The sequence below is a fragment of the Jezberella montanilacus genome (assembly GCF_003003055.1).
Taxonomy (GTDB): Bacteria; Pseudomonadota; Gammaproteobacteria; order Burkholderiales; family Burkholderiaceae_B; genus Zwartia; species Zwartia montanilacus.
Window position 1 is genome coordinate 135,839 of record NZ_PVTV01000017.1, and the last position, 18,862, is coordinate 154,700.

Genomic DNA, 18,862 nt, shown 5'->3' on the forward strand with positions numbered 1-18,862 from the left:
GTTGCTGGACAATATTAAGAGGGCTACTCAAAATAGATAAATGAATGATCACCGTCGTAATGGGTTAGCTTAAACCACCAATCCCATTCTTCAGGGGTGCAGAAAGCCTCGCAAGTCACCTGCCAATAAAGTAGGTTCGCCTTTTCAACTTCATTACGATAGGACTCCACACAGATATATTTTTTTTGTTTGCTGACACGATTCATTTCGCGCAGCGCTTGCTCAAGATCGTAGTTGTGCAGATTGTGGAATGTATTGAGCGAGTAGACAAAATCAAAATGTTTATCTGGGTAAGGCAACTTAATTGCATTGGCAACCGTCAATTTATCTTTAATTTCCTCCTTGGCATTTTCAATGGCATAGTTAGAAACGTCAGAGCCGTAGACATCCAAACCAGGCACAACCTTGGTGAAGTCAAACAACAAAAATCCTTTACCGCAGCCAATATCCAAAACCTTATCGCCAGCTTTTAATCCGTAGTGATCAGCCATCATCTTTGCGACCTTCTCCCAACGGCCTTCCATGTAGCGATAACCTCCGTAGTTAATCCGGCGATCACCATCCCAATAGTCAAATGACCAGTTCTTCGCAAGATCCGCCGCCTTTGCTTTTGGATATTCAGGATCGTTGACTCTGGCCAGATAATCACGCTGAGTACTCTTGTGAACAGGAGATAAAAAGTCGATGTAGCTCATAGGATGGCTTCTTCAAGAAGTTGTTTGGCTTTTAATAACTGTTGTCGTTTGATTTCCAGAACATTCATGCCAGGGTTAGCAAATTTTCTTCGGGCTAAATGCTTGGGTAGATAGATGTTTAACACGATGCAACACCACTTGATCTTATATAAAGGCAACAGGGCACTGGAGCGAGCACAAATGCTTTCATAGTCCAAGCGATGTTTAAACGCAGCACTGACAAAAAGGTCGAAATATTTGAGATCAACAGGGATTGCAACTTGTGCGAAAAAATCACCTACAAGTTTGGCTGGATCATCCCAACCGGCATACTCGAAATCGATGAAAGCGAGCCGCGCATCAGGTCGAATCAAAACGTTGTGAAAGCCAAAGTCCGACGGCGATAGTACTCGCTGGTCAACGGTAAGCGCCAAACTTAAGTCCAAGCTGGGATCTTGCTGAAATTGCTGAAGAAGAGCGGATTTAATATTTCGCCAACAATCGCAAATTTGAGTCAACGTTTGATTAAATTCAGCATCGTCGGGCTGAGCCAAACGTGAACGCTGCAGTTCACCTAATCGATCGTCGATAGTCTGGATATGTTGGTCAATTGAAAAACAGGCTTCAGAAGCTGAGGATAGATCCGCTATCTCTGTGAAATTTTCACCGGTATTCAATTTTGCGATGAATTGCCCCGCTTGCCGGACATAACTTTCAGTGACTTCTGAAACATGAGCCAATACATCTCCAGAGATGTACTCGTATAAAGCAGCAAGCTGTGAGTTACTTTTTGAATATGCCTTAGGAACCTCACCAGGTGCCCGCAACCCTGCGATTTTTAAAAATTCAAATTCAATGTTTAGACGATTTCTGTGATCTTCAGGATTTTGAAAATACTTTTTGAGTATCAGTTTTCGATCGTCACCAGTCACAAGAAAAATCTGATTATTTCCACCTCGCTTCACGCTAGTTATATTTTCGATTTTGTTTGAGATACCAGCCATCTCAAACAATTCACAGGCGATGGCCTCGAGCTGAGAATTTATTTTTCCCATCAGCTCAAAACCAAAGCGACTACTGCTTGCCACGAGTTTGCCTTTGCCCATGCGCCCGCTCGCTCTGGATGCTGGTGCTCAGGGTCAAACAGAATTTTGCGGGTGTGAGGCGGAAAACCGCTCATGGACAAGATTTCTGGCAAGTCATCGATAAATACATCACAATTCAACGAGTTGACTCTAGCAATTTTTTCTTCTTTGGTGAGTTCGTAAAAAATATGCGTTGGCTTGAATAACTGTTCACAACCAAACACCAGATTGGCATCAATCCAGTCTCTCGCGCTTTGATGCAAATCGTAAGACGGGCCCATGAAGGGGTGTTTGGTCTTATGGCTGACAATATATACATCATGGCCGGCAAGCTTTAGGGCGCTGATACTGTTAGTTGCCAAAGGATAGGCTTTGGCGTCATTCATCCTGAGGCCATAAGCCTCACCTTGCATCAAAGTCCAGGCGGCTTCTTGGTCAATGGACCTCAGGTGATTTCTGACAGCCACCTTGTTCACAGGTAATTCTGCTGGAATAAGCTTTTTTTCTTGTGCGATCTGATAGAAAAGCTCGTCATAACTGACGATGGTATTGTCGAAATCTATACCAATACGCATGATCAGATCAAGCCTTGGTTAACGAACGGCTAGACATCTGCTAGTCGCGCGTTTACTTGACGAACAATACCAGCTGAGTCCAGGCCGTAGCGGGTCCGTGCGTAGTCCTGAGTCCCCATCTCGTGCATGAATTCATCTAAGGTGCCCAAGCGCAGCAGAGGCGGATGAGAAGCGAACTGAGAGATATATTCTGATACAGCAGAGCCCAACCCGCCCAGACGACCATGTTCTTCAATCGTCACAATCAATTTGTGCCTGGACAAGCAGTTTCGCAAATACGCTTCGTCCAGTGGTTTGATACTGTGAAAACTGGCCACTTGAACAGAAATACCTTGTGCACCGAGCGCTTCTGCTGCTGTAAGCACTTGAGGCATGAGAGTACCCGCTGCAACAAACAAAACATCGCTTCCTTCTCGAACTGTAATAGCTTGGCCAATTTGAAATTGAACCTGGGGATCGTGAATCGCAGGTTCACCCTTCTTACCGATGCGAATGTAAGTTGGCTGATTGCTTTTAATCGCTTCGCGTAACGCAAGCCTCATTTCAATTGCATCGCACGGGGCAAGCACCTGCATGCCAGGCAAGGTTCGAAGTATCGCTAAATCTTCAAGAGAGTGATGCGTAGGCCCGAGTTCAGCGTAAGACAAACCAGAGCCTGTACCCACAATAATGACAGGTGCTTCGTGATAACAAACATCAACACGAATCTGCTCGAAACAGCGTGTCGTCGTAAAAGGTGTGATGGTATAGACGATGGGACGCAAGCCATTCAGAGCCAGGCCTGCCGCAACACCCATCATATTGGCCTCTGCAATGCCACAATTCAAAAATCGCTTGGCATCAACTGCTTTGAACTTATCGAACAGCTTATTACCGATATCGCCCGACAACAACATTACGCGAGAGTCAGTTTTAGCGAGCTGTGTGACCTCGTCCGCAAAAGCATTTCTCATGCTGTGATCCCCAGTTCTTTCTTGGACAAAGCGACCTCGTCGGCATTGGGAATTCTGTAATGCCAGTTATTGTCGTCTTCCATAAACGACACACCTTTGCCTTTGATGGTGTGTGCAATGATAGCCAATGGCTTGCCCGACTTACTGGGAAACTCCTCAAGGGCACCAACGACTGCAGCCATGTTGTTCCCGTCGATTTCCAAGGTATCCCAACCAAATGCACGCCATTTGTCAGCGAGTGGATTCAAAGCCATCACGTCTTCGCTGCGGTCTGTTGCTTGCCACTTATTGAAATCAATTAGTACACAAAAATTGTTCACCTTTTGGCCGCCAGCCAACAGGGCACATTCCCAAATCGATCCCTCGTTGCATTCGCCGTCGCCAAGCACCGCATAGACAGAGTAGGGCAGGTTGTTGACTCTGGCTGCAAGTGCCATACCAAGCCCCATTGGCATCCCATGCCCAAGGGATCCAGTCGCCGCTTCGATACCAGGTAAGTGAGATGGGGTAGGTGGATGCTCGCCGAACACCGTACCGTCTTCACCATAATGATCAAGATCAGATACTGGGTAGTAGCCGCGCATAGCCAACACTTGAAACAATGCTGGCACGCCATGACCTTTGCTCAGAATAAATCGGTCACGCTGGGGATCGTCCGGTTTAGATGGATCCACCTTAAGTTGGTAGAAATAAAGTGCGGTTAGCAGATCGACCGAAGACAGACAAGAGCCAAGATGTGGCAAGCCGGCTCGACTCGACGTTTCAATGATGCGAGCCCGCAATGTTGCGGCTTTTAATTGAAGGTCTTGAATCAGATCGGGCGAGGCGGTCATGACTAGGCCTTGTGTGTGTAGTTGTGCGGTTGATCTTTCAGCACGTCAAAATACTTTTTGACCCAGGCAATACACTCGTCTAGACCTGTGTCGAGACTAATTTTATCTGACCAGCCAAGCTCCTTACGTATCTTTGAACTTTCCAGATGATAGGCGGCGTCCTTACCCAAGCGCTCACCCACGATTTCAACGTGCTCTTCAAAAGGACGTTCCAAACGCTGGCAAAGTGTTTCAACTAAATCGCGAATCGAGATCACACTTTCGGTCGAGATGTGGTACGTGTCGCCGTTATGACCATCAACCATTATCTTCCATGTCGCATCCGACACGTCGTTGATGTGAATGAAAGACCGGGTTGAATGACCACCACCGTGCAACTGCAGTTTCTTGCCCATCAATATGAACAAAATCGTGCGGGGAATAATCCGATACAACTGCTGCCCTGGGCCGTAGACATTTGCTGCGCGTGTGCTGACGACCGGGAAGTCATAAGCCTGATGAAACGACCGCAAGCTCATGTCCGCTGCCGCACGCGAGACTGCATAAGGTGTACTGGGATTGAAGGGGTTATCTTCGGTCACAAAACCGGAGCAGCTACCGTAAACCTCTGGAGTAGAGATATGTACATACCGCTTGAGAAAATCGACCTTGCGTAAGTCATCGTGAAATTTAACGGTAGAGACAACGTTAGTCATGAACCAATCGGCTGGATTTAACCAACTCTCGGCCACCATACTCTGTGCCGCAAAGTTAACAACGTATGCCGGCTTTTCATCATTGATTAACGACATAATTGCCGCCAAATCTTTATTCAAGTCAAGTTGATGAAAACTAAACTGAGCATGATCATGCCATTTGTAGGGTAAGAGGGCATCGACCGGTTCACTTGACCGACTGGTCCCTAATACTCGCGCACCTTGAGCCAAGGCAAAGTCGCAAAAGCTCGCGCCTGAAAACGAATTACTGCCGATAACCAATATCTTATCCATCATCACAACCTGATCAGGCAACGACCGGCAGAGCTGCCATCGCGCATATTGGAAATCATCTGATTAATTTGATCCAATTTTTGGATCTCTGATATCAAAGGACGCAAATCAATCTTGCGCGACTCGAATAAATTCATATACCGCGGTATGTCTGTTTGGGGGATAGCCTCACCACCGTGCGTACCCACAATCGTTTTGCCAAAATGCAATGGCAAGGTATAGAGCGAAGCCTGTTGACCTTTGGCTGGCACACCTACCAACAAAACTCGACCTCTGGCTGAAATCAATTCGTAGCCTTTAGAGATGATGTCAGGATTACCCGTGTTGTCGATAAAAATATCCAGCTTCTGTTTAGCAAAAATTCGATTTAACTCTGCCCAGGCATCTTGTGTGGTTGAGTTGATCACAGTCGTTGCACCGTAAGTTCTTGAGAGTTCAAGCCGATTGTCGAAACGATCAATCGCCACGATTTGACTGGCACCTGCCAAGTGCGCCGCTTGCACGATATTTAAACCAATGCCCCCAGAGCCGAAAACAACCACCGATTCACCAAGCCGGAGTTCGGCGCGGTTATCAATGAGTCCCAGGCCTGTGGTGATGGCGCAGCCATATAGCGCAGCCGTTTGAAGGTCTGCCGAGCCATCAATTTTCGTCAAACGATTTTCAGCAACAACGGCGTGTTTGTTAAAGGTGGTCACCCAGCCTGCATTGACAACTTTGTCTCCCCATGAATACTTGGCAGGAGTCGCCTCTATACCTTGCGAGGGCTTCCAATGAAGCACAACCGTGTCGCCGGGCGCTACGTATTTCACCCCAGGGCCGATTGCCAGAACTTTGCCGCTGCCTTCGTGACCCAGCAAATGAGGCAACCAAGCATCAGGGCCTTTCACCCCGTCAATCTCACCTAATTGTGATCCGCAAATGCCACTGTAGGCCAGCTCTACCATAACCTGACCGATCCCCAGTTCAGTGGGCAGACCGATTTCAATGATCTGAAGCGGTTTTTTTTGCTCAACAAGAACGGCAGCTAGCGTTGTACGAGGTAAATTCATCGTGTCAAATTTCATCCTTGTGCGCGTAAAGGTATTGCATCAGCATATGTCCGACAACCAGTTGCAGATCCTCTGCGATCTGCATATCATCCACTGGAAAATGCAAAACAATGTCAGCAAGATTTTTAGCCTGACCACCCGAATAACCAAGGATGGCACACGAGCTCATTAGTTTTTCTTTTGCTGTCTTGAGCGCTTCCAAGATGTTCGGTGAGTTACCGCTACCGGACAGAACGATCAGCAGATCCCCTTTATTGCCAAGGACGGCCAATTGTTCTGAATAAATAGCGTGGTAACCCACATCGTTCGCGAGACAGGTAATGACGGCCGCGTTTGCAGATAGAGCGGTAATCCTCATGCCAGCGCCCGTTTTCTTTGCTATCCCATACAAGAAATCATTTGCTAAGTGGATAGCATTGCCTGCGCTGCCACCGTTGCCGCAAATAAAGACCTGACAGCCGCTCCTCCAGCAACGTAACATTTCTGAGGCTAAGTGACTAACCGGACTCCAGTCCGCGTTCAATAAAGTGGCAGCAAGTCTCTTTGAATAGTCTATAAACAAGTCGGTGCTGAGATTATTCGCGGGTGACGTTTGCATCGATTTGATTCCTAATGAGCCCTACTTGTTAAGCGTTAACTTTGTTCTCATCCGTCCATCATAGTCACGACCCATGCTCTCGAATCTGCAGAGTTCATAGGGTTTTTTAGCTTTAATCAAGCCTTTAGTCGTCAGGGATCATACGCCGGCTAAGCCCTTATGCTGCATCCATTTCAAGTTGTAGTACCGATCCTCGTCCTTAAGCTTGCCTGCCTTGAATGCCTCTACTATTTCGCGGATCGCGTGCTCGACAGTCTTAGTCGGTTTGAACCCTGTAGCCAAGAGCTTAGCGGAGCTGACGCGATAAGAGCGTGGGTCGTTAGACGGCTTAATCACTATTTTGGCACCGGTATGTTTAGCTGCCATTTCAGCGATGTCGCGTATCGAAATATTTTCAAAACCAGCGTTATAAATACCTTGAACGTCGGGCCTGTTTAACAAAAATAAGTACAGATCAGTGATATCGTCAATGTGAATATTTGGTCGAGTCTGATCACCGCCTAAAACTGTGATTTCGCCTTTGCTGATTGCTTGCATCGTCAGGAGATTCACCGCGACATCCAGCCGCATACGGTTGGATAACCCACAAACGGTCGCAGGTCTCACAATTTGCACTGTCATCTGATCTGAATAAGACATCAAAACACGTTCGCCTACCATTTTGGTCTTGTTGTATTCAGATAAAGGAACCAACTCAAGATCTTCAGTAACACTGTCCTCGTCTTTTAAGCCATATACGCTCCCAGACGACGCGTAGATGAAATGCTTAATCCCTTGTCGCGCTGCCTTATCTGCTAGCCGCATAGTCGCTAAGCATGAAATCTCCCAGGTGAGTAGAGGATTTAAGTCTGAGCAAGGATCGTTTGCGACCGAAGACAGATGAATGACTGCATCGAAACCAGACAGATCGAGCTGATCGGCATCGCGAATATCTCCCTGAACAACCGTCAGCCCAGGCGCTGGTGCGAGGTGATTATCAAACCACATGATGTCGAATGCAGTGACTTGATGGCCAGCCGCCAACAGTTTAGGGACTAAAACCGTACCTTTATAGCCACATGCACCAGTTAGGAAAATGTTCATGATGTTGATCGCGCCTGAATAAGTTGAAGGTAGTCTAGGTTGGCCTGCTGAAATGATTCGGGGGTCCCGATGTCTCGGTGATAAATATCGTTGTGAAAAGTCTGCATTTTGTGAATTCCTAAAGGGACTATATCCCTGCAAAAGTCACTGGCTTCTGGTTTTTGATCCAGCCAATCGAGACAACTATGTTCAAGTAAGAACACGGCTGCATTCGCTTTATTCCCTGGGGGGTTTGCGACTTTCTCGTGAAAATCGATCAACACACCCTCGTCATTCAATTCAACAATACCGCAACTCGACGGCGTGTCGGTCGTAAAGGTCATCATCGTCGCCATGCAGTGTGACTGGCGACGACTGTGCGAATCGGCGAATGCTTTGGCGTCGAAGAGCGTGAAATTATCAGCATGCGCCAGCAGTATTTTTTCATCAAAATAGTTGCGATTTGCTCGCAGGGTGCCAGCAGTACCTAGCAAGTCATTTTCATGTGTTAAATCAATCAAATGACGGTACGGACTATTGCTACAAAAATCAGCGACCTGTTCTGACAAATAATGAGTATTGATCAATATGCGGTCTATGCCTGCTTCGCTTAACGTTTCAAGCCAATAATCAAGCAAAGGGCGGCCAGCGATTGGCACGAGGCACTTAGGCGTGCGATCGGTCAGCGGTTTTAATCTGGTCCCGAAACCACCGGCAAGAAGTAATGCTTTAACTCCTTGAAACGGTGCGCTCATTATTGAAGTACCTGTTTCAGTTCAGATAATTTGATCGGGATATTGCCAACGCGCGATACTTGAATGGCGGCGCATAGCGATCCAAGGTAAGCAGCTTGAAACGCGCTGGCCTTACTTGCCATCGCTAAAGTCGAGGTCACAAGCAATGAATCACCTGCACCCGAGGTGTCGACGGGCACGGTATTAAGAGCGGGTAGCAAATCCGCCTTGAGGCCGCTTTGTTTGTCTGCATCACGGCAAACGACGAGCACGCCTGCTGAGCCTAGCGTGATGAAAGCGTTAGATGCATTCGTTTTATCAAGTAGTTGATTACCAATATGAGCTAAACCGGACTGACTGTCACGCAGCGCGAGCCTGGCTTCGTGTTCTGTTGGTGTCACAAATGTCGCGCCAACATACCGAGAAATATCACCAATCTGTGAGCTAGATTGGCAATCTGCGCCGATGATGAGTCGGTGCTGTTGTGCTAACTCAATCAACTTAATCACGAGCGACTGTGGCAGACAGCCATAATTAAAATCTGCAAAAATCAGCGCATCTGCCTGGGGGATAAGATCCCTTAGTGATGCTTCGATCTTATCTACAATTTCTTGATCGATCTCGTGTTGACGAAGGTGACTCACCCTGAGCATGGTTTTATCCGATACTCGGTACCGTTGTTTGAGTGTGGTTGGGCGACTTGGGTCAATAAAAAGAGTACTTTTTACTCCATACGAATTTAACAGGTCCTCGGCAAATTGAGCAGTGTTGTCGTCACCCGTCACTGAAATAAAATTAACCGTCGCACCTAACGAGTGTGCGTGTGATGCGACAATCCCAGCACCACCTAAAAACTTCTTCGAGTCTTGGGGCGACACAACCAGAGTTGGGTCTTCGCGAGACATACCGAGGGCATTGCAATTTACATACTCATCAATAATTAGATCACCGATGACGATGATGTGTTTTGACTGAAAGTTGTGGATTATTTCTTCAAGTTGCGGCGTGTCGCAACGGTGGCGAGACATGAATTCCTGTGGCTTAACCCAATAGGTATGCAGGTCTTTGGGTTTGGCTGGTAACAACTCGTCGCTTGAATAAGTGGATTCGCCGGAGGCAAATAGCAACTTGCCGCCCCAAGCAGAGAGCCACTCAACTTCTTCATTATGTTGGGCTTTATGTTCCTTGCCTTTCACTAAGGTATCAGGACGAAGATCTTCAAGAACTTCTTTGACGCTCGTCTCAATGATAAAAATCTCAGCTTCAAGATTCAGTGATCGAAGCGTTTCTAAGCGCTCTTTAGGGCTCGGAAAGTTTGGATTTGGCTGACTATTATTGATGCCAACATAGAGTTTGTCGCCGCAGCTCGCTGCAAACTTCAAAAAGCGCACGTGCCCCGGGTGAAGAACAAAAAAGTCCCCGTAGACAAACACTCTTTCAAGTTGAAATATCTTTCTGATATCCGATATGGACATAATCACTGAACAAAAGTTGGTCTTATCTGTGGATAGTAAAGATCAGTTGAGCCGAGGGATTGCGAGAACTCGTAGCGAATTATCACGCTAATCAATGATTTAGAGCGAAAGCTAAGCGGCTAGAAATGCAGATTGTTCTAATATATGCCAATGATATCTAACTTAGGCTTGATGACTAATCATGAATGCACCTGAAAAGATCAGTGGTTTGCAAGCATCACAACAGCGTGTGGGCTCTGGCAATGCTCCTCAATTGCCGCAACCGCCAGTTTTTAAAACAGTTGAGCAAGAGCGTCTGCATCGCAAACAGCGATTAGCTGGCGTGTTTCGGTTGTTTTCCCGCTTTGGGTTCGATGAAGGCGTAGCAGGGCATGTTACTGCGCGAGATCCCGAGTTTCCCGACACATTTTGGGTCAACCCCTACGGTATGCACTTTAGCCAGATTAATGTCTCGAGCCTGATTCGAGTGGATCACCATGGCGATGTGATCGAGGGGGATCACCCAGTTAACGCAGCCGCGTTCGCGATTCATTCAGCCATTCACGCGGCTCGCCCCGATGTCATTGCTGCGGCGCACACTCATTCTATCTATGGCCGCGCCTTTGCTGCCCTGGATCAGCCACTTGCAATGATCAATCAGGACGTCTGCGCCTTTTACCAAGACCACGCCCTGTATACCGATTATGGTGGTGTCGTCATCGACGCGGATGAAGGCGCGCGTTTGACCAAAGCCTTAGGTAACTATAAAGCTGCAATTCTCTCCAATCACGGCTTGTTGACTGTCGCAGATTCGGTTGACGCAGCAGCCTGGTGGTACATCGCAATGGAGCGTTGCTGCCAGGTCCAGTTGCTCGCCCAAGCTGCTGCGGCTGGCAAGCCACTTAAGCTTGTATCAACAGAATCCGCTGAACAAGTGTTTTCGCTGGTGGGTAACTCGTTTGCTGGTTGGTTTCAGTTTCAGCCCCTTTGGGATCGTATTCTCAAAGAACAGCCAGACTTTCTCAATTAGGCGGTTTTAAGTATTAATGCAATCCGGATCATATTTAACGGCCGCTTTTTACAAATTTGTTGAACTGACCGACTACGCCGAACGTCGTGAGCCGCTGCTTCTGCTGTGCAACAAGTTAGGCATTCGTGGATTGATTCTTCTTGCTCGAGAGGGCATCAACAGTACCATTGCAGGAGAACCAGATGCGGTGAGGTTGCTTCTGGCTCACTTGCGGGCAGATCCTTTGCTTGCAGACCTTCAGCACAAAGAGTCCTGGGCAAACAAGGCGCCGTTTCGACGCATGAAAGTGAAGTTAAAAAAAGAAATCGTCACACTTGGCGTCGCAGGAGTCAGTCCGACTAAGATGGTGGGTCAGTACGTTAAGCCACAGGACTGGAATGCCCTCATCAGCGACCCGAACGTTCTGGTAATTGATACACGCAACGATTATGAGGTTGAGCTCGGTAGTTTCAAAGGGGCGATTAATCCTAATATCGAAACATTTTCAGCCTTACCCGGTTGGCTCGACAGCACAACGCTGCTGAACAATCGGTCCAAAAAGACGACAAAAGTCGCTATGTTTTGCACAGGCGGTATCCGATGCGAGAAATCGACCGCGCTGCTCAAAGAGAAGGGCTATGAACAGGTCTACCACCTTGAAGGCGGCATTCTAAAATATCTTGAGCACATCACCCCTGAACAGAGCCTTTGGGAAGGGGCCTGTTTCGTGTTCGATGAAAGAGTTTCAGTTGAGCACGGCTTAAAACTTGGGCCGCATCAACTGTGCCGCTGCTGTCGGCAACCAGTTTCCGAGATTGCCGCGGCGTCACCAAAGTTTGAGTTGGGGGTCAGCTGCCCCCGTTGTTTTGAGAAAACAACCGACGAACAGAAACAAAGCGCCCGTGAACGACAGCGTCAATGTGAGTTGGCGGAGCAAAGACAGGAAACACATGTTGGTCAGTCGACGACCTTAAGCTGAATTTTGTTCCCCATCTCAGGTTTACCTGCAATTAGGACTTTCCGTCAGGATTTAAATAATGACACCGAATCTGTTGGCCGACAACGCCATTTCGATTGCTGATTTTCTGCAGCATGCCGGATCTGAACCGACCGATGATCAAAACAATGCCTATCGGTTTGCTTTCTTGGATCAAGAGTTCCTGACCAGCCCCGAAACCAGAGGCATACGGTTCCAGTTAGAGCTGCTTAAACCAGAGGTTGCCATGAAGAGTCTTGGCGTTGATCATACGATTACTGTATTTGGCTCAGCCAGATGCGTCAGCAAAGAGGCGGCCGAGCAAGCGAGCACGCTTGCCGTGACTGACGAAGAAATTCAGAAAAGTAATATAGATTTAACGCATAGCAAGAATTACGAAGCCGCCCGATCGTTTGGGCGCTTAGTGGCCCGCTACAATCTCGCTCAAAGCCAAAACAATCAGAAATTACGTATTTGTACTGGCGGTGGCCCCGGCATCATGGAAGCCGCCACTCGCGGCGCCAGCGAGATGGGTGATTTGACGGTCGGTCTGAACATATCTTTGCCGAGAGAACAGACCCATAATCCCTACATCACACCAGAGCTTTGCTTTCGGTTTCATTATTTCGCGCTAAGAAAAATGCATTTTCTTCTGCGGGCGAGGGCGATCGTTGCCTTTGCTGGTGGCTTCGGGACGATGGATGAACTGTTTGAGGTGCTTACCCTTATCCAAACTCGCAAAATTCATGCGTTTCCTGTCGTTTTAGTGAACAAGGCTTTCTGGTCGTCAGTCATCAATTTTCAAGGTTTTGTTGAAAATGGGCTAATCGACAAGACGGATCTCGCGTTGTTCCATCTGGTTGATACGCCTGAAGAAGCCTGGAAGGTGATCTACGACTGGTACGACTTAGGCAATAAAACAATTGAAAAGCGTCGAGATTAATGGCTTTTTCTGGTTGTTAGGCAATTTTGTCGACAAATTGCATCTCGCTTGGCTCGGGTCCTGAGTAGTGCGATAATTCAAAGTAGCATTGACAGCACGCCTTTGAGTGACACACCTAAAAGCATATTTACCGTTGTCTCCCATTCACACTAATCAGGGCTTTTTATCCTTTCATGGCACAGACTCTCGATTTATTGAAAATCGCTCAAGATGAGCAACATGGCGACCTATTCAAGACCTTGGATGGTATTTACAAACGCTCGGCTATTAAGCCCACTGGTTGCCCTGACGCGATCATCTGGGAAGGCGGCAGCACTGCTGGCGGTGTAAAACCAGTTGCTCACGCATTTACCGACATGTTCGCCCTCAACGGCACACTCATGGCCTTGGATGTTCTTGGTCTGCCATTTTTGGGCGTCCCAATGATGGCCCAGTTCAGGCACGACACCAACTTGGTGTCCCTCGAATGGTTCGGCAAACTGGATTTCATTGCGCTGAAATGGTCTACCGCAGGTGACTTCCTCGTTAATCAAGACGGTAAAAAAGTCGTTGTCGCCGGAAAATCCGCCAATGCTCCTTTGCGCACCGCAGCCGGCGTTTATTGCAACGTTCGCCCCTATGGCGGTGTAACGAGCATCCGCTTCATGCCAGGCCTGCCATACTCGCAGGACAAAAAGAAATTCAAAATCGATCCTGAGACCGGCAATATCCACTCAGAGATGAACACCCCCGGTATTCGTATGGCCTATGCAGCGCGTTTGTTCCTGCAAATGGTTCACGAGACAGGTCATATCGGTCGCGTTGCGACAAAGCCTACCCAAGCGCAAGAAGATGCTGTGAACGCTGGCATTATGCGTTGGTTATTACAAGGCACTAAGTTTGAGCTCAAGCGTAAGTACGCAGTTGATGCCTACGAAGAACATCGCGCAAACGTCGACGCAATCGTTGCCTTGTTGCCCAAAGACTTCAAAGATGGCATGGAAAACTGGGGCGGTGAGATTTACGAACACATCTCTGACACCAATTTCGGCCTCTTATTGCACGACATGATCCGTCAGCGTCCTTGCATCGTCTATGCAACTGACCTGGACGGTGACCGCTTGACCGACTTGATGGCCGACGCAGCTGACGTTCTGCGTGACTGGGGCCAGATTGTTTTGGACAAAGTCGGTGCGGGTGTGGATATGAAAAAGCTCTGGGTTGACATGGGTTTCACCATGACTAACGGTAAAGACATGACCAGTATCATGTACCGGGTTCACGGAGCCCCTATTTACGAACAGACTCTCGGCTCAGCCGACACCATGCTTCTACGCTTGTTGGCAGGTGATGAGACTGAGGGCGGTACCAAGTCTCCTTACGATCCACGCATTCACTTTGTTTTGATCAACGAAGCCTACAAGGCAGCAAATCCTGGCAATGAGAAATTAGCCAAATGGTTGGATGATCAATTGGCTACTTTTGACAAAGTCTATGCTGGCAAACGCCCACGTTACCTTGACGGCTACAAAGCTCTGAAAGAAGCAATCACACCCTGGGGTGCTTGATTTACTTAGTTTTGACTAAAAAACCTCGGTTCGCCGAGGTTTTTTGTCATTTCAGAGCTAAATAAGCGTCTTTGAGCTGCCCCAGTTGATCAGGACTTAAGAAATATTGACAAACACCGTTAGAGAGTTATAGTCTTAAGAAATAGGAGTGCGTCATGAATATCAGTTCAGCGTCGTCTTATTATTCGCCCAGCCCTTGGCAGGCTTTTGATCCCACGAAAGCCCAGCTCAAGTCGACATTAGATGCCTGTATCGCGTGTGCTTCCTCCAAAACATCTTCAGGCCAACAGAAAATCAACAACCTTGAAGTGCAGCTGAATGCACCAATTCAAGTGAATAGTGCAAGCGATACCTACCTGTATAGCAACCGGGCTCTTGATCCAGTTGCGGTAACCAACGCTCAAAACACAGCACTCGGTTTAAATGCAGCAGGCAGCTTGATTAACGTGTACGCTTAATGGAAGTAAGCAGTTAGTCGATTCAAGAAGTCCAGAAATCTACCGTTAAATGATTATCTAGTTAATTTTTAAGGAGAATATCGTGACTATTAATCCCGTATCTTATACTCCGCCTGATCCGATCTTACTTGCTGAAGGAAAGTCTGCTGAAGCCTCGATTCCAGGTGTCAAAACATCTGTTGATACCTATATTGCCAGTCCTTCGACTGTCACGACCTTGGATCCACAGATCACAAAAGCCCTTGAGAATCAGTTGCATCCAGAAACGACTGGGATTGTTGATGCTCACAGCAACACCGTGTTTTACACGACTAATGCCGCCAGCGCGGAAGCAAATGTCGCAGAAGCAAACGCGCCGGTTGAACCAAAAACACCCGCTGAGCCAACCGGACCAGGCAGCATAGTCAACACCTTTGCCTGATCGCTTGCACTCAGGTTTACGGGACACCCGCGTAAACTGCCGGACTGATAGAGAGTGAGATTTCGGCTACTAGTCAGCTTGAGCACCAGAGTCTTTGACAATTTTTGACCATTTCGCTATCTCAGTCACCACGAACCGATTAAACCCTTCGGTCGACATTGGGGTGATGATCACACCCTGAGCAAGCAGTCGTGTTTGTACATCTGGATCATTAAGAATAGTGTTGGTCACGTCGTGCAACTTTGCCACGATTGGTTCAGGCATACCTGCGGGCCCGGTTAACCCCCACCATGGACGTAGGTCAAACCCCTGCACAGTGTCCCCGATTGGCGGTACCTCTGGAGCTATCGGGCTGCGTACTGACGTGGCAACACCTAATGCTCTCAATTGCCCGCTCTTGACGTGAGGGTAAATGACAGGCACGTGATAGAAAGTCATTGCCACTTCACCAGCAAGCAAATCGCTAAATCCTTGCGTGATATTTTTGTAGGGCACGTGCTGAATGTCAATACCGGCCATTGTTTTAAGCAATTCGCCAGCCATATGCGGTGACGTACCCGAACCGTTGGATATGTAGCTCAATTTGCCGGGATTGGCTTTGGCGTAGGCGATCAATTCACTCATATTATGGACAGGGTACTTTGGGTTAATGACGAGCATATTCGGTGCCGCCACCATCAAGGCTATATGAGTGAAGTCTTTAACCGGATCAAACGAAACGTTTTTATAAAGTGTTGGATTGGTTGCATGTGTCGCGCTAGTCGAGAAAGTAATTGTGTACCCATCAGGCGCAGCTCGAGCCGTCATTTCAGATGCAATATTTCCACCAGCACCTGGTTTGTTATCAACCGTTACAGTCTGACCCAGGGCCTCGCTCAGCTTTAATGCATAAATGCGCGCGATCACATCGGTAGTAGAACCCGCAGAGTAGGGCACAATAAAGCGGATCCCATGATTGGGATAGTCACCGGTTTGAGCGCTGGCCACCGATCCGTAGATTACTGCACTAACCGCGAGTGCAAGACGAAGCGTTAATACTTTCGGTAAATTACCCATGATTCCTCTTGTCTCATTTTTATAGTTGGCCTCAGCCCAGCCGTGCCATTTGTTCGATAACTATATAACCAATAAGCTGAGACGTCGAGACACTTCGTATAACTTCGAATTGAGCCAATTTAGGGAGCCATTCATAATTTGAGGCTAATTAATTTTTGGAGGCTTTATGGCTCACTTTGCAATCACAAACGGTTCCATTCATCGTGCAAGAAAAAATCAGCCTCGGGTCATGCAACTGGGTCAGGGCATGACCGAATACATCATCATTGTCGCGCTTATTTCCATTGCAGCGATCGCTGCTTACCAGTACTTCGGTCAGGTTATTCGTTCTCAAACGGCAGCCATGGCAAAAGAGCTGGCGGGCGATGACGGGACCACACAAAACCGATCAGCAAAAGCAGCAGCTGACGGTGCTGCCAAACAAACTGGCAAAAAGACCTTGAACACATTCACGGGTAACGGTGCCACCTCCACTCGTTGAACCATCACAATTGAACTCGATTAGGCGACCTGAAGGTAAGTGCTCCGGGCAAGCCTTTGTTGTAGCGTTGCTTTTCCTGGCGATCGGTTCGCTTCTGTGCCTCACTAGTTATTCAATTGGTCAACTCATGTTTGCTAAGCTTCATTTATCTCAATCTGCCGATGCAGCCGCCTATGCTGCGGCCGTCTTTCAAGCACGCTCTCTAAACGCGCACGCCTACCTCAATCGATCACAATTGGCTCATCAAGTTGCCATGGCACATTGGGTCACGTTAGGATCTGCTGTTAAGTTCATGGGCACGCAAGCTAGCCGCTCAATGCAACGTAATCCGCCTCCCTGGTTAATCGGTACACTTTTTGGTGCGCAATATGCCGGATCTTATGTAAGTGCACAAAAGATGATTTCGCCTGAAAGTATTGTGCAGACGATTCAAAAACATCATGACAGCCACAATCGGCAAATTCATCAAGACATTGCCCGATCGCGAAGCACGCTTATCAATGTTGTCACCCAGGCTCGGCTCGACGTGATCGACGATATTCTGGCGCGCAATTTGTCAGCTGGTCACAACAGCTTAAAGGGAACAACACTGGCCAATATTGGCGTCTCTTATGAGCTTGTGCTGGATGAGTTTCAGAACCGTGTGCAGGTCAGTTCAACGCAGCATCCTGAATGGCGCGAATTCCTGGAGACTGTAACGGGTATGTACGGTTACCTTAAGCCCCGCAACGTTACCAAAATCAACTGGTGGTGGCCCAACCTCCAGTGCCCGATTTTTCGCCCTAAATTACGCCGCCGAGGTAATACTAGCCTGGATAAACATGGCCGTTGGCAATCAAGCGACAACCTGTCGTACCACGCCATCAAATTTAATCGTTTAATCGGTTGTTACGAGAGAGAGTACCCAATGGGCTGGGGTCTCGCGCAAGAGATCCAGTCCGATAGGCCAGCGATTCAAAACCAGTCTGCGCCCTGGGATTTCTCAAAGATGCCTTTTTGGCGTTGGTTTAAGTCAGTCGTTCAACTCGATGGGGTCTCGTGGTTCAGTAGCAAAAACTCTCTCGCTGATGCCTGGGCACAGCAAACGAGCCAGCGTTTTAGATCAGGTGGTTTTGCTCAATTTTCTCACTTAAATAGGACTGACAGACGCTCTTTCACATTTCAACTGGTCGTGAAACAAAAAGGTTTTTCTGTGCTGGGCATCCCATTTGAGTTGGTCGTACGCTCAAAAGCAGAAGCGTATTTTGAGCCACCCAGACTCAGCGCAGTCACTGAGTATCAAGACTCTCCCCATCTGTACTACGCATTCTGGCATGCAAAGCTTTCACCGCAGGACGAGTCGCTCTTGAATGCGCGCCCGTGATGCAGAAAGTAATCGCGATGGCCTTGCTCAATCAGGCCAGGCCTTGACTGAATCACTCTTAGCCGTAACCGCGTTAATTTCATTCATTTTGTGCCTAACCGAAATCAATCGTATTCAAACGCTCATCTTTCAGTCGCAATCAACCAGCCATTACCAGGCATTTTCCATGACAAAAATGAGACCACCGCCCACGTTGCTTGCGCCAGCTCATGTTGACTCAAAAGGATATACAAACATATCGACCAAAATAAGCATGATTGATAGGGGCGCATCGACCGGAACCGGAACTTTCGAGGATGTCATCGCAACATCCACCGCGGCGACACAGTTACTAACTCTAGTCATTAACAAAACTTCGTACACAATCCGTTCTGACAGTCATGCATCGAGCGAACGGCACATGCACCAGCGGCTAGAAAAGGATCAGAAAATTTGGGGCAAAGTAAGTAGTCAGGCTCAGCAGGACTTTCAAAAATTTGCCCAGCAACTTGGCACACTGGATACGCCGTGGATGCGTGCTCAACCTAGCTCTGATTGGTTAGATCGTTGGGGCCAAGTCGTCCCGCTCATCGCCCGACAAATCGGCAGGTGACACAGTC

General features: G+C 48.0%; 21 protein-coding genes. 9 read left to right on the forward strand and 12 right to left on the reverse strand.

What is annotated here, in order from left to right:
• Positions 1-23: 23 nt before the first annotated feature.
• From BCM14_RS13800 to BCM14_RS13850, 11 genes are all read right to left on the reverse strand, one after another.
• Complete coding sequence (locus BCM14_RS13800) at positions 24-695, reverse strand: class I SAM-dependent methyltransferase (protein ID WP_106228631.1); 672 nt, start codon at positions 693-695, stop codon at positions 24-26.
• A complete protein-coding gene (locus BCM14_RS13805) occupies positions 692-1,780 on the reverse strand; it encodes an aminoglycoside phosphotransferase family protein (protein ID WP_106228632.1) in 1,089 nt (362 codons plus the stop codon). The genes BCM14_RS13800 and BCM14_RS13805 overlap by 4 nt, the downstream gene beginning before the upstream one ends.
• The gene (locus tag BCM14_RS13810) at positions 1,729-2,334 is read right to left on the reverse strand and encodes an HAD family hydrolase (protein ID WP_106228633.1); all 606 of its coding nucleotides are present in this window, start codon (positions 2,332-2,334) and stop codon (positions 1,729-1,731) included. The genes BCM14_RS13805 and BCM14_RS13810 overlap by 52 nt, the downstream gene beginning before the upstream one ends.
• A gap of 29 nt (positions 2,335-2,363) precedes the next feature.
• On the reverse strand, positions 2,364-3,287 hold the full coding sequence (locus BCM14_RS13815; RefSeq protein WP_106228634.1) for a transketolase family protein: 924 nt from the start codon (positions 3,285-3,287) through the stop codon (positions 2,364-2,366).
• On the reverse strand, positions 3,284-4,120 hold the full coding sequence (locus BCM14_RS13820; RefSeq protein ID WP_106228635.1) for a transketolase: 837 nt from the start codon (positions 4,118-4,120) through the stop codon (positions 3,284-3,286). Before BCM14_RS13820 ends, BCM14_RS13815 begins: the two co-directional genes overlap by 4 nt.
• A gap of 2 nt (positions 4,121-4,122) precedes the next feature.
• On the reverse strand, positions 4,123-5,112 hold the full coding sequence (locus BCM14_RS13825) for a GDP-mannose 4,6-dehydratase (RefSeq protein WP_106228636.1): 990 nt from the start codon (positions 5,110-5,112) through the stop codon (positions 4,123-4,125).
• Complete coding sequence (locus tag BCM14_RS13830; protein WP_259673641.1) at positions 5,112-6,176, reverse strand: zinc-binding dehydrogenase; 1,065 nt, start codon at positions 6,174-6,176, stop codon at positions 5,112-5,114. The genes BCM14_RS13825 and BCM14_RS13830 overlap by 1 nt, the downstream gene beginning before the upstream one ends.
• A complete protein-coding gene (locus BCM14_RS13835) occupies positions 6,166-6,759 on the reverse strand; it encodes an SIS domain-containing protein (RefSeq protein WP_106228637.1) in 594 nt (197 codons plus the stop codon). Before BCM14_RS13835 ends, BCM14_RS13830 begins: the two co-directional genes overlap by 11 nt.
• Positions 6,760-6,897: 138 nt before the next feature.
• Positions 6,898-7,842, reverse strand: coding sequence for an NAD-dependent epimerase/dehydratase family protein (locus BCM14_RS13840; RefSeq protein ID WP_106228638.1), 945 nt, complete (start codon positions 7,840-7,842; stop codon positions 6,898-6,900).
• Positions 7,839-8,576 (reverse strand): nucleotidyltransferase family protein, encoded by a 738-nt coding sequence (locus BCM14_RS13845; RefSeq protein WP_106228639.1) that lies wholly within the window; start codon positions 8,574-8,576, stop codon positions 7,839-7,841. The genes BCM14_RS13840 and BCM14_RS13845 overlap by 4 nt, the downstream gene beginning before the upstream one ends.
• Positions 8,576-10,030: a PfkB family carbohydrate kinase gene (locus BCM14_RS13850; protein WP_106228640.1), complete on the reverse strand. Its 1,455-nt coding sequence runs from the start codon at positions 10,028-10,030 to the stop codon at positions 8,576-8,578. Before BCM14_RS13850 ends, BCM14_RS13845 begins: the two co-directional genes overlap by 1 nt.
• Before the next feature lie 181 nt (positions 10,031-10,211).
• On the opposite strand from BCM14_RS13850, the gene BCM14_RS13855 reads away from it, so the two are divergent.
• From BCM14_RS13855 to BCM14_RS13880, 6 genes are all read left to right on the forward strand, one after another.
• Positions 10,212-11,039, forward strand: coding sequence for a class II aldolase/adducin family protein (locus tag BCM14_RS13855; protein ID WP_106228641.1), 828 nt, complete (start codon positions 10,212-10,214; stop codon positions 11,037-11,039).
• A 16-nt stretch (positions 11,040-11,055) separates the two neighbouring features.
• The gene (gene trhO, locus BCM14_RS13860; protein WP_106228642.1) at positions 11,056-11,997 is read left to right on the forward strand and encodes an oxygen-dependent tRNA uridine(34) hydroxylase TrhO; all 942 of its coding nucleotides are present in this window, start codon (positions 11,056-11,058) and stop codon (positions 11,995-11,997) included.
• A 58-nt stretch (positions 11,998-12,055) separates the two neighbouring features.
• Positions 12,056-12,937, forward strand: coding sequence for an LOG family protein (locus tag BCM14_RS13865; protein ID WP_106228643.1), 882 nt, complete (start codon positions 12,056-12,058; stop codon positions 12,935-12,937).
• A gap of 173 nt (positions 12,938-13,110) precedes the next feature.
• Entirely contained in the window at positions 13,111-14,484 is a 1,374-nt protein-coding gene (locus tag BCM14_RS13870) for a hypothetical protein (RefSeq protein ID WP_106228644.1), read from the forward strand.
• Positions 14,485-14,639: 155 nt separating this feature from the next.
• Entirely contained in the window at positions 14,640-14,942 is a 303-nt protein-coding gene (locus BCM14_RS13875; protein WP_106228645.1) for a hypothetical protein, read from the forward strand.
• Positions 14,943-15,024: 82 nt separating this feature from the next.
• Entirely contained in the window at positions 15,025-15,363 is a 339-nt protein-coding gene (locus BCM14_RS13880) for a hypothetical protein (RefSeq protein ID WP_106228646.1), read from the forward strand.
• 69 nt (positions 15,364-15,432) lie between these two features.
• Here the strand turns inward: BCM14_RS13880 and BCM14_RS13885 are convergent, their stop codons facing one another.
• On the reverse strand, positions 15,433-16,419 hold the full coding sequence (locus BCM14_RS13885) for a Bug family tripartite tricarboxylate transporter substrate binding protein (protein WP_106228647.1): 987 nt from the start codon (positions 16,417-16,419) through the stop codon (positions 15,433-15,435).
• A gap of 229 nt (positions 16,420-16,648) precedes the next feature.
• Between BCM14_RS13885 and BCM14_RS13890 the strand changes: the two genes are divergently transcribed.
• From BCM14_RS13890 to BCM14_RS13900, 3 genes are all read left to right on the forward strand, one after another.
• Complete coding sequence (locus BCM14_RS13890; RefSeq protein WP_106228676.1) at positions 16,649-16,900, forward strand: hypothetical protein; 252 nt, start codon at positions 16,649-16,651, stop codon at positions 16,898-16,900.
• A gap of 127 nt (positions 16,901-17,027) precedes the next feature.
• Complete coding sequence (locus BCM14_RS13895) at positions 17,028-18,263, forward strand: hypothetical protein (RefSeq protein ID WP_106228648.1); 1,236 nt, start codon at positions 17,028-17,030, stop codon at positions 18,261-18,263.
• The gene (locus BCM14_RS13900) at positions 18,250-18,855 is read left to right on the forward strand and encodes a hypothetical protein (RefSeq protein WP_106228649.1); all 606 of its coding nucleotides are present in this window, start codon (positions 18,250-18,252) and stop codon (positions 18,853-18,855) included. The genes BCM14_RS13895 and BCM14_RS13900 overlap by 14 nt, the downstream gene beginning before the upstream one ends.
• Positions 18,856-18,862 lie beyond the last annotated feature (7 nt).

Coding starts and splice junctions, on each gene's coding strand:
- BCM14_RS13800 (WP_106228631.1), bottom strand. CDS start 695: ATGAGCTACATCGACTTTTTATCTCCTGTTCACAAGAGTACTCAGCGT.
- BCM14_RS13805 (WP_106228632.1), bottom strand. CDS start 1,780: ATGGGCAAAGGCAAACTCGTGGCAAGCAGTAGTCGCTTTGGTTTTGAG.
- BCM14_RS13810 (WP_106228633.1), bottom strand. CDS start 2,334: ATGCGTATTGGTATAGATTTCGACAATACCATCGTCAGTTATGACGAG.
- BCM14_RS13815 (WP_106228634.1), bottom strand. CDS start 3,287: ATGAGAAATGCTTTTGCGGACGAGGTCACACAGCTCGCTAAAACTGAC.
- BCM14_RS13820 (WP_106228635.1), bottom strand. CDS start 4,120: ATGACCGCCTCGCCCGATCTGATTCAAGACCTTCAATTAAAAGCCGCA.
- BCM14_RS13825 (WP_106228636.1), bottom strand. CDS start 5,112: ATGATGGATAAGATATTGGTTATCGGCAGTAATTCGTTTTCAGGCGCG.
- BCM14_RS13830 (WP_259673641.1), bottom strand. CDS start 6,176: ATGAAATTTGACACGATGAATTTACCTCGTACAACGCTAGCTGCCGTT.
- BCM14_RS13835 (WP_106228637.1), bottom strand. CDS start 6,759: ATGCAAACGTCACCCGCGAATAATCTCAGCACCGACTTGTTTATAGAC.
- BCM14_RS13840 (WP_106228638.1), bottom strand. CDS start 7,842: ATGAACATTTTCCTAACTGGTGCATGTGGCTATAAAGGTACGGTTTTA.
- BCM14_RS13845 (WP_106228639.1), bottom strand. CDS start 8,576: ATGAGCGCACCGTTTCAAGGAGTTAAAGCATTACTTCTTGCCGGTGGT.
- BCM14_RS13850 (WP_106228640.1), bottom strand. CDS start 10,030: ATGTCCATATCGGATATCAGAAAGATATTTCAACTTGAAAGAGTGTTT.
- BCM14_RS13855 (WP_106228641.1), top strand. CDS start 10,212: ATGAATGCACCTGAAAAGATCAGTGGTTTGCAAGCATCACAACAGCGT.
- trhO (WP_106228642.1), top strand. CDS start 11,056: ATGCAATCCGGATCATATTTAACGGCCGCTTTTTACAAATTTGTTGAA.
- BCM14_RS13865 (WP_106228643.1), top strand. CDS start 12,056: ATGACACCGAATCTGTTGGCCGACAACGCCATTTCGATTGCTGATTTT.
- BCM14_RS13870 (WP_106228644.1), top strand. CDS start 13,111: ATGGCACAGACTCTCGATTTATTGAAAATCGCTCAAGATGAGCAACAT.
- BCM14_RS13875 (WP_106228645.1), top strand. CDS start 14,640: ATGAATATCAGTTCAGCGTCGTCTTATTATTCGCCCAGCCCTTGGCAG.
- BCM14_RS13885 (WP_106228647.1), bottom strand. CDS start 16,419: ATGGGTAATTTACCGAAAGTATTAACGCTTCGTCTTGCACTCGCGGTT.
- BCM14_RS13890 (WP_106228676.1), top strand. CDS start 16,649: ATGCAACTGGGTCAGGGCATGACCGAATACATCATCATTGTCGCGCTT.
- BCM14_RS13895 (WP_106228648.1), top strand. CDS start 17,028: ATGTTTGCTAAGCTTCATTTATCTCAATCTGCCGATGCAGCCGCCTAT.
- BCM14_RS13900 (WP_106228649.1), top strand. CDS start 18,250: ATGCGCGCCCGTGATGCAGAAAGTAATCGCGATGGCCTTGCTCAATCA.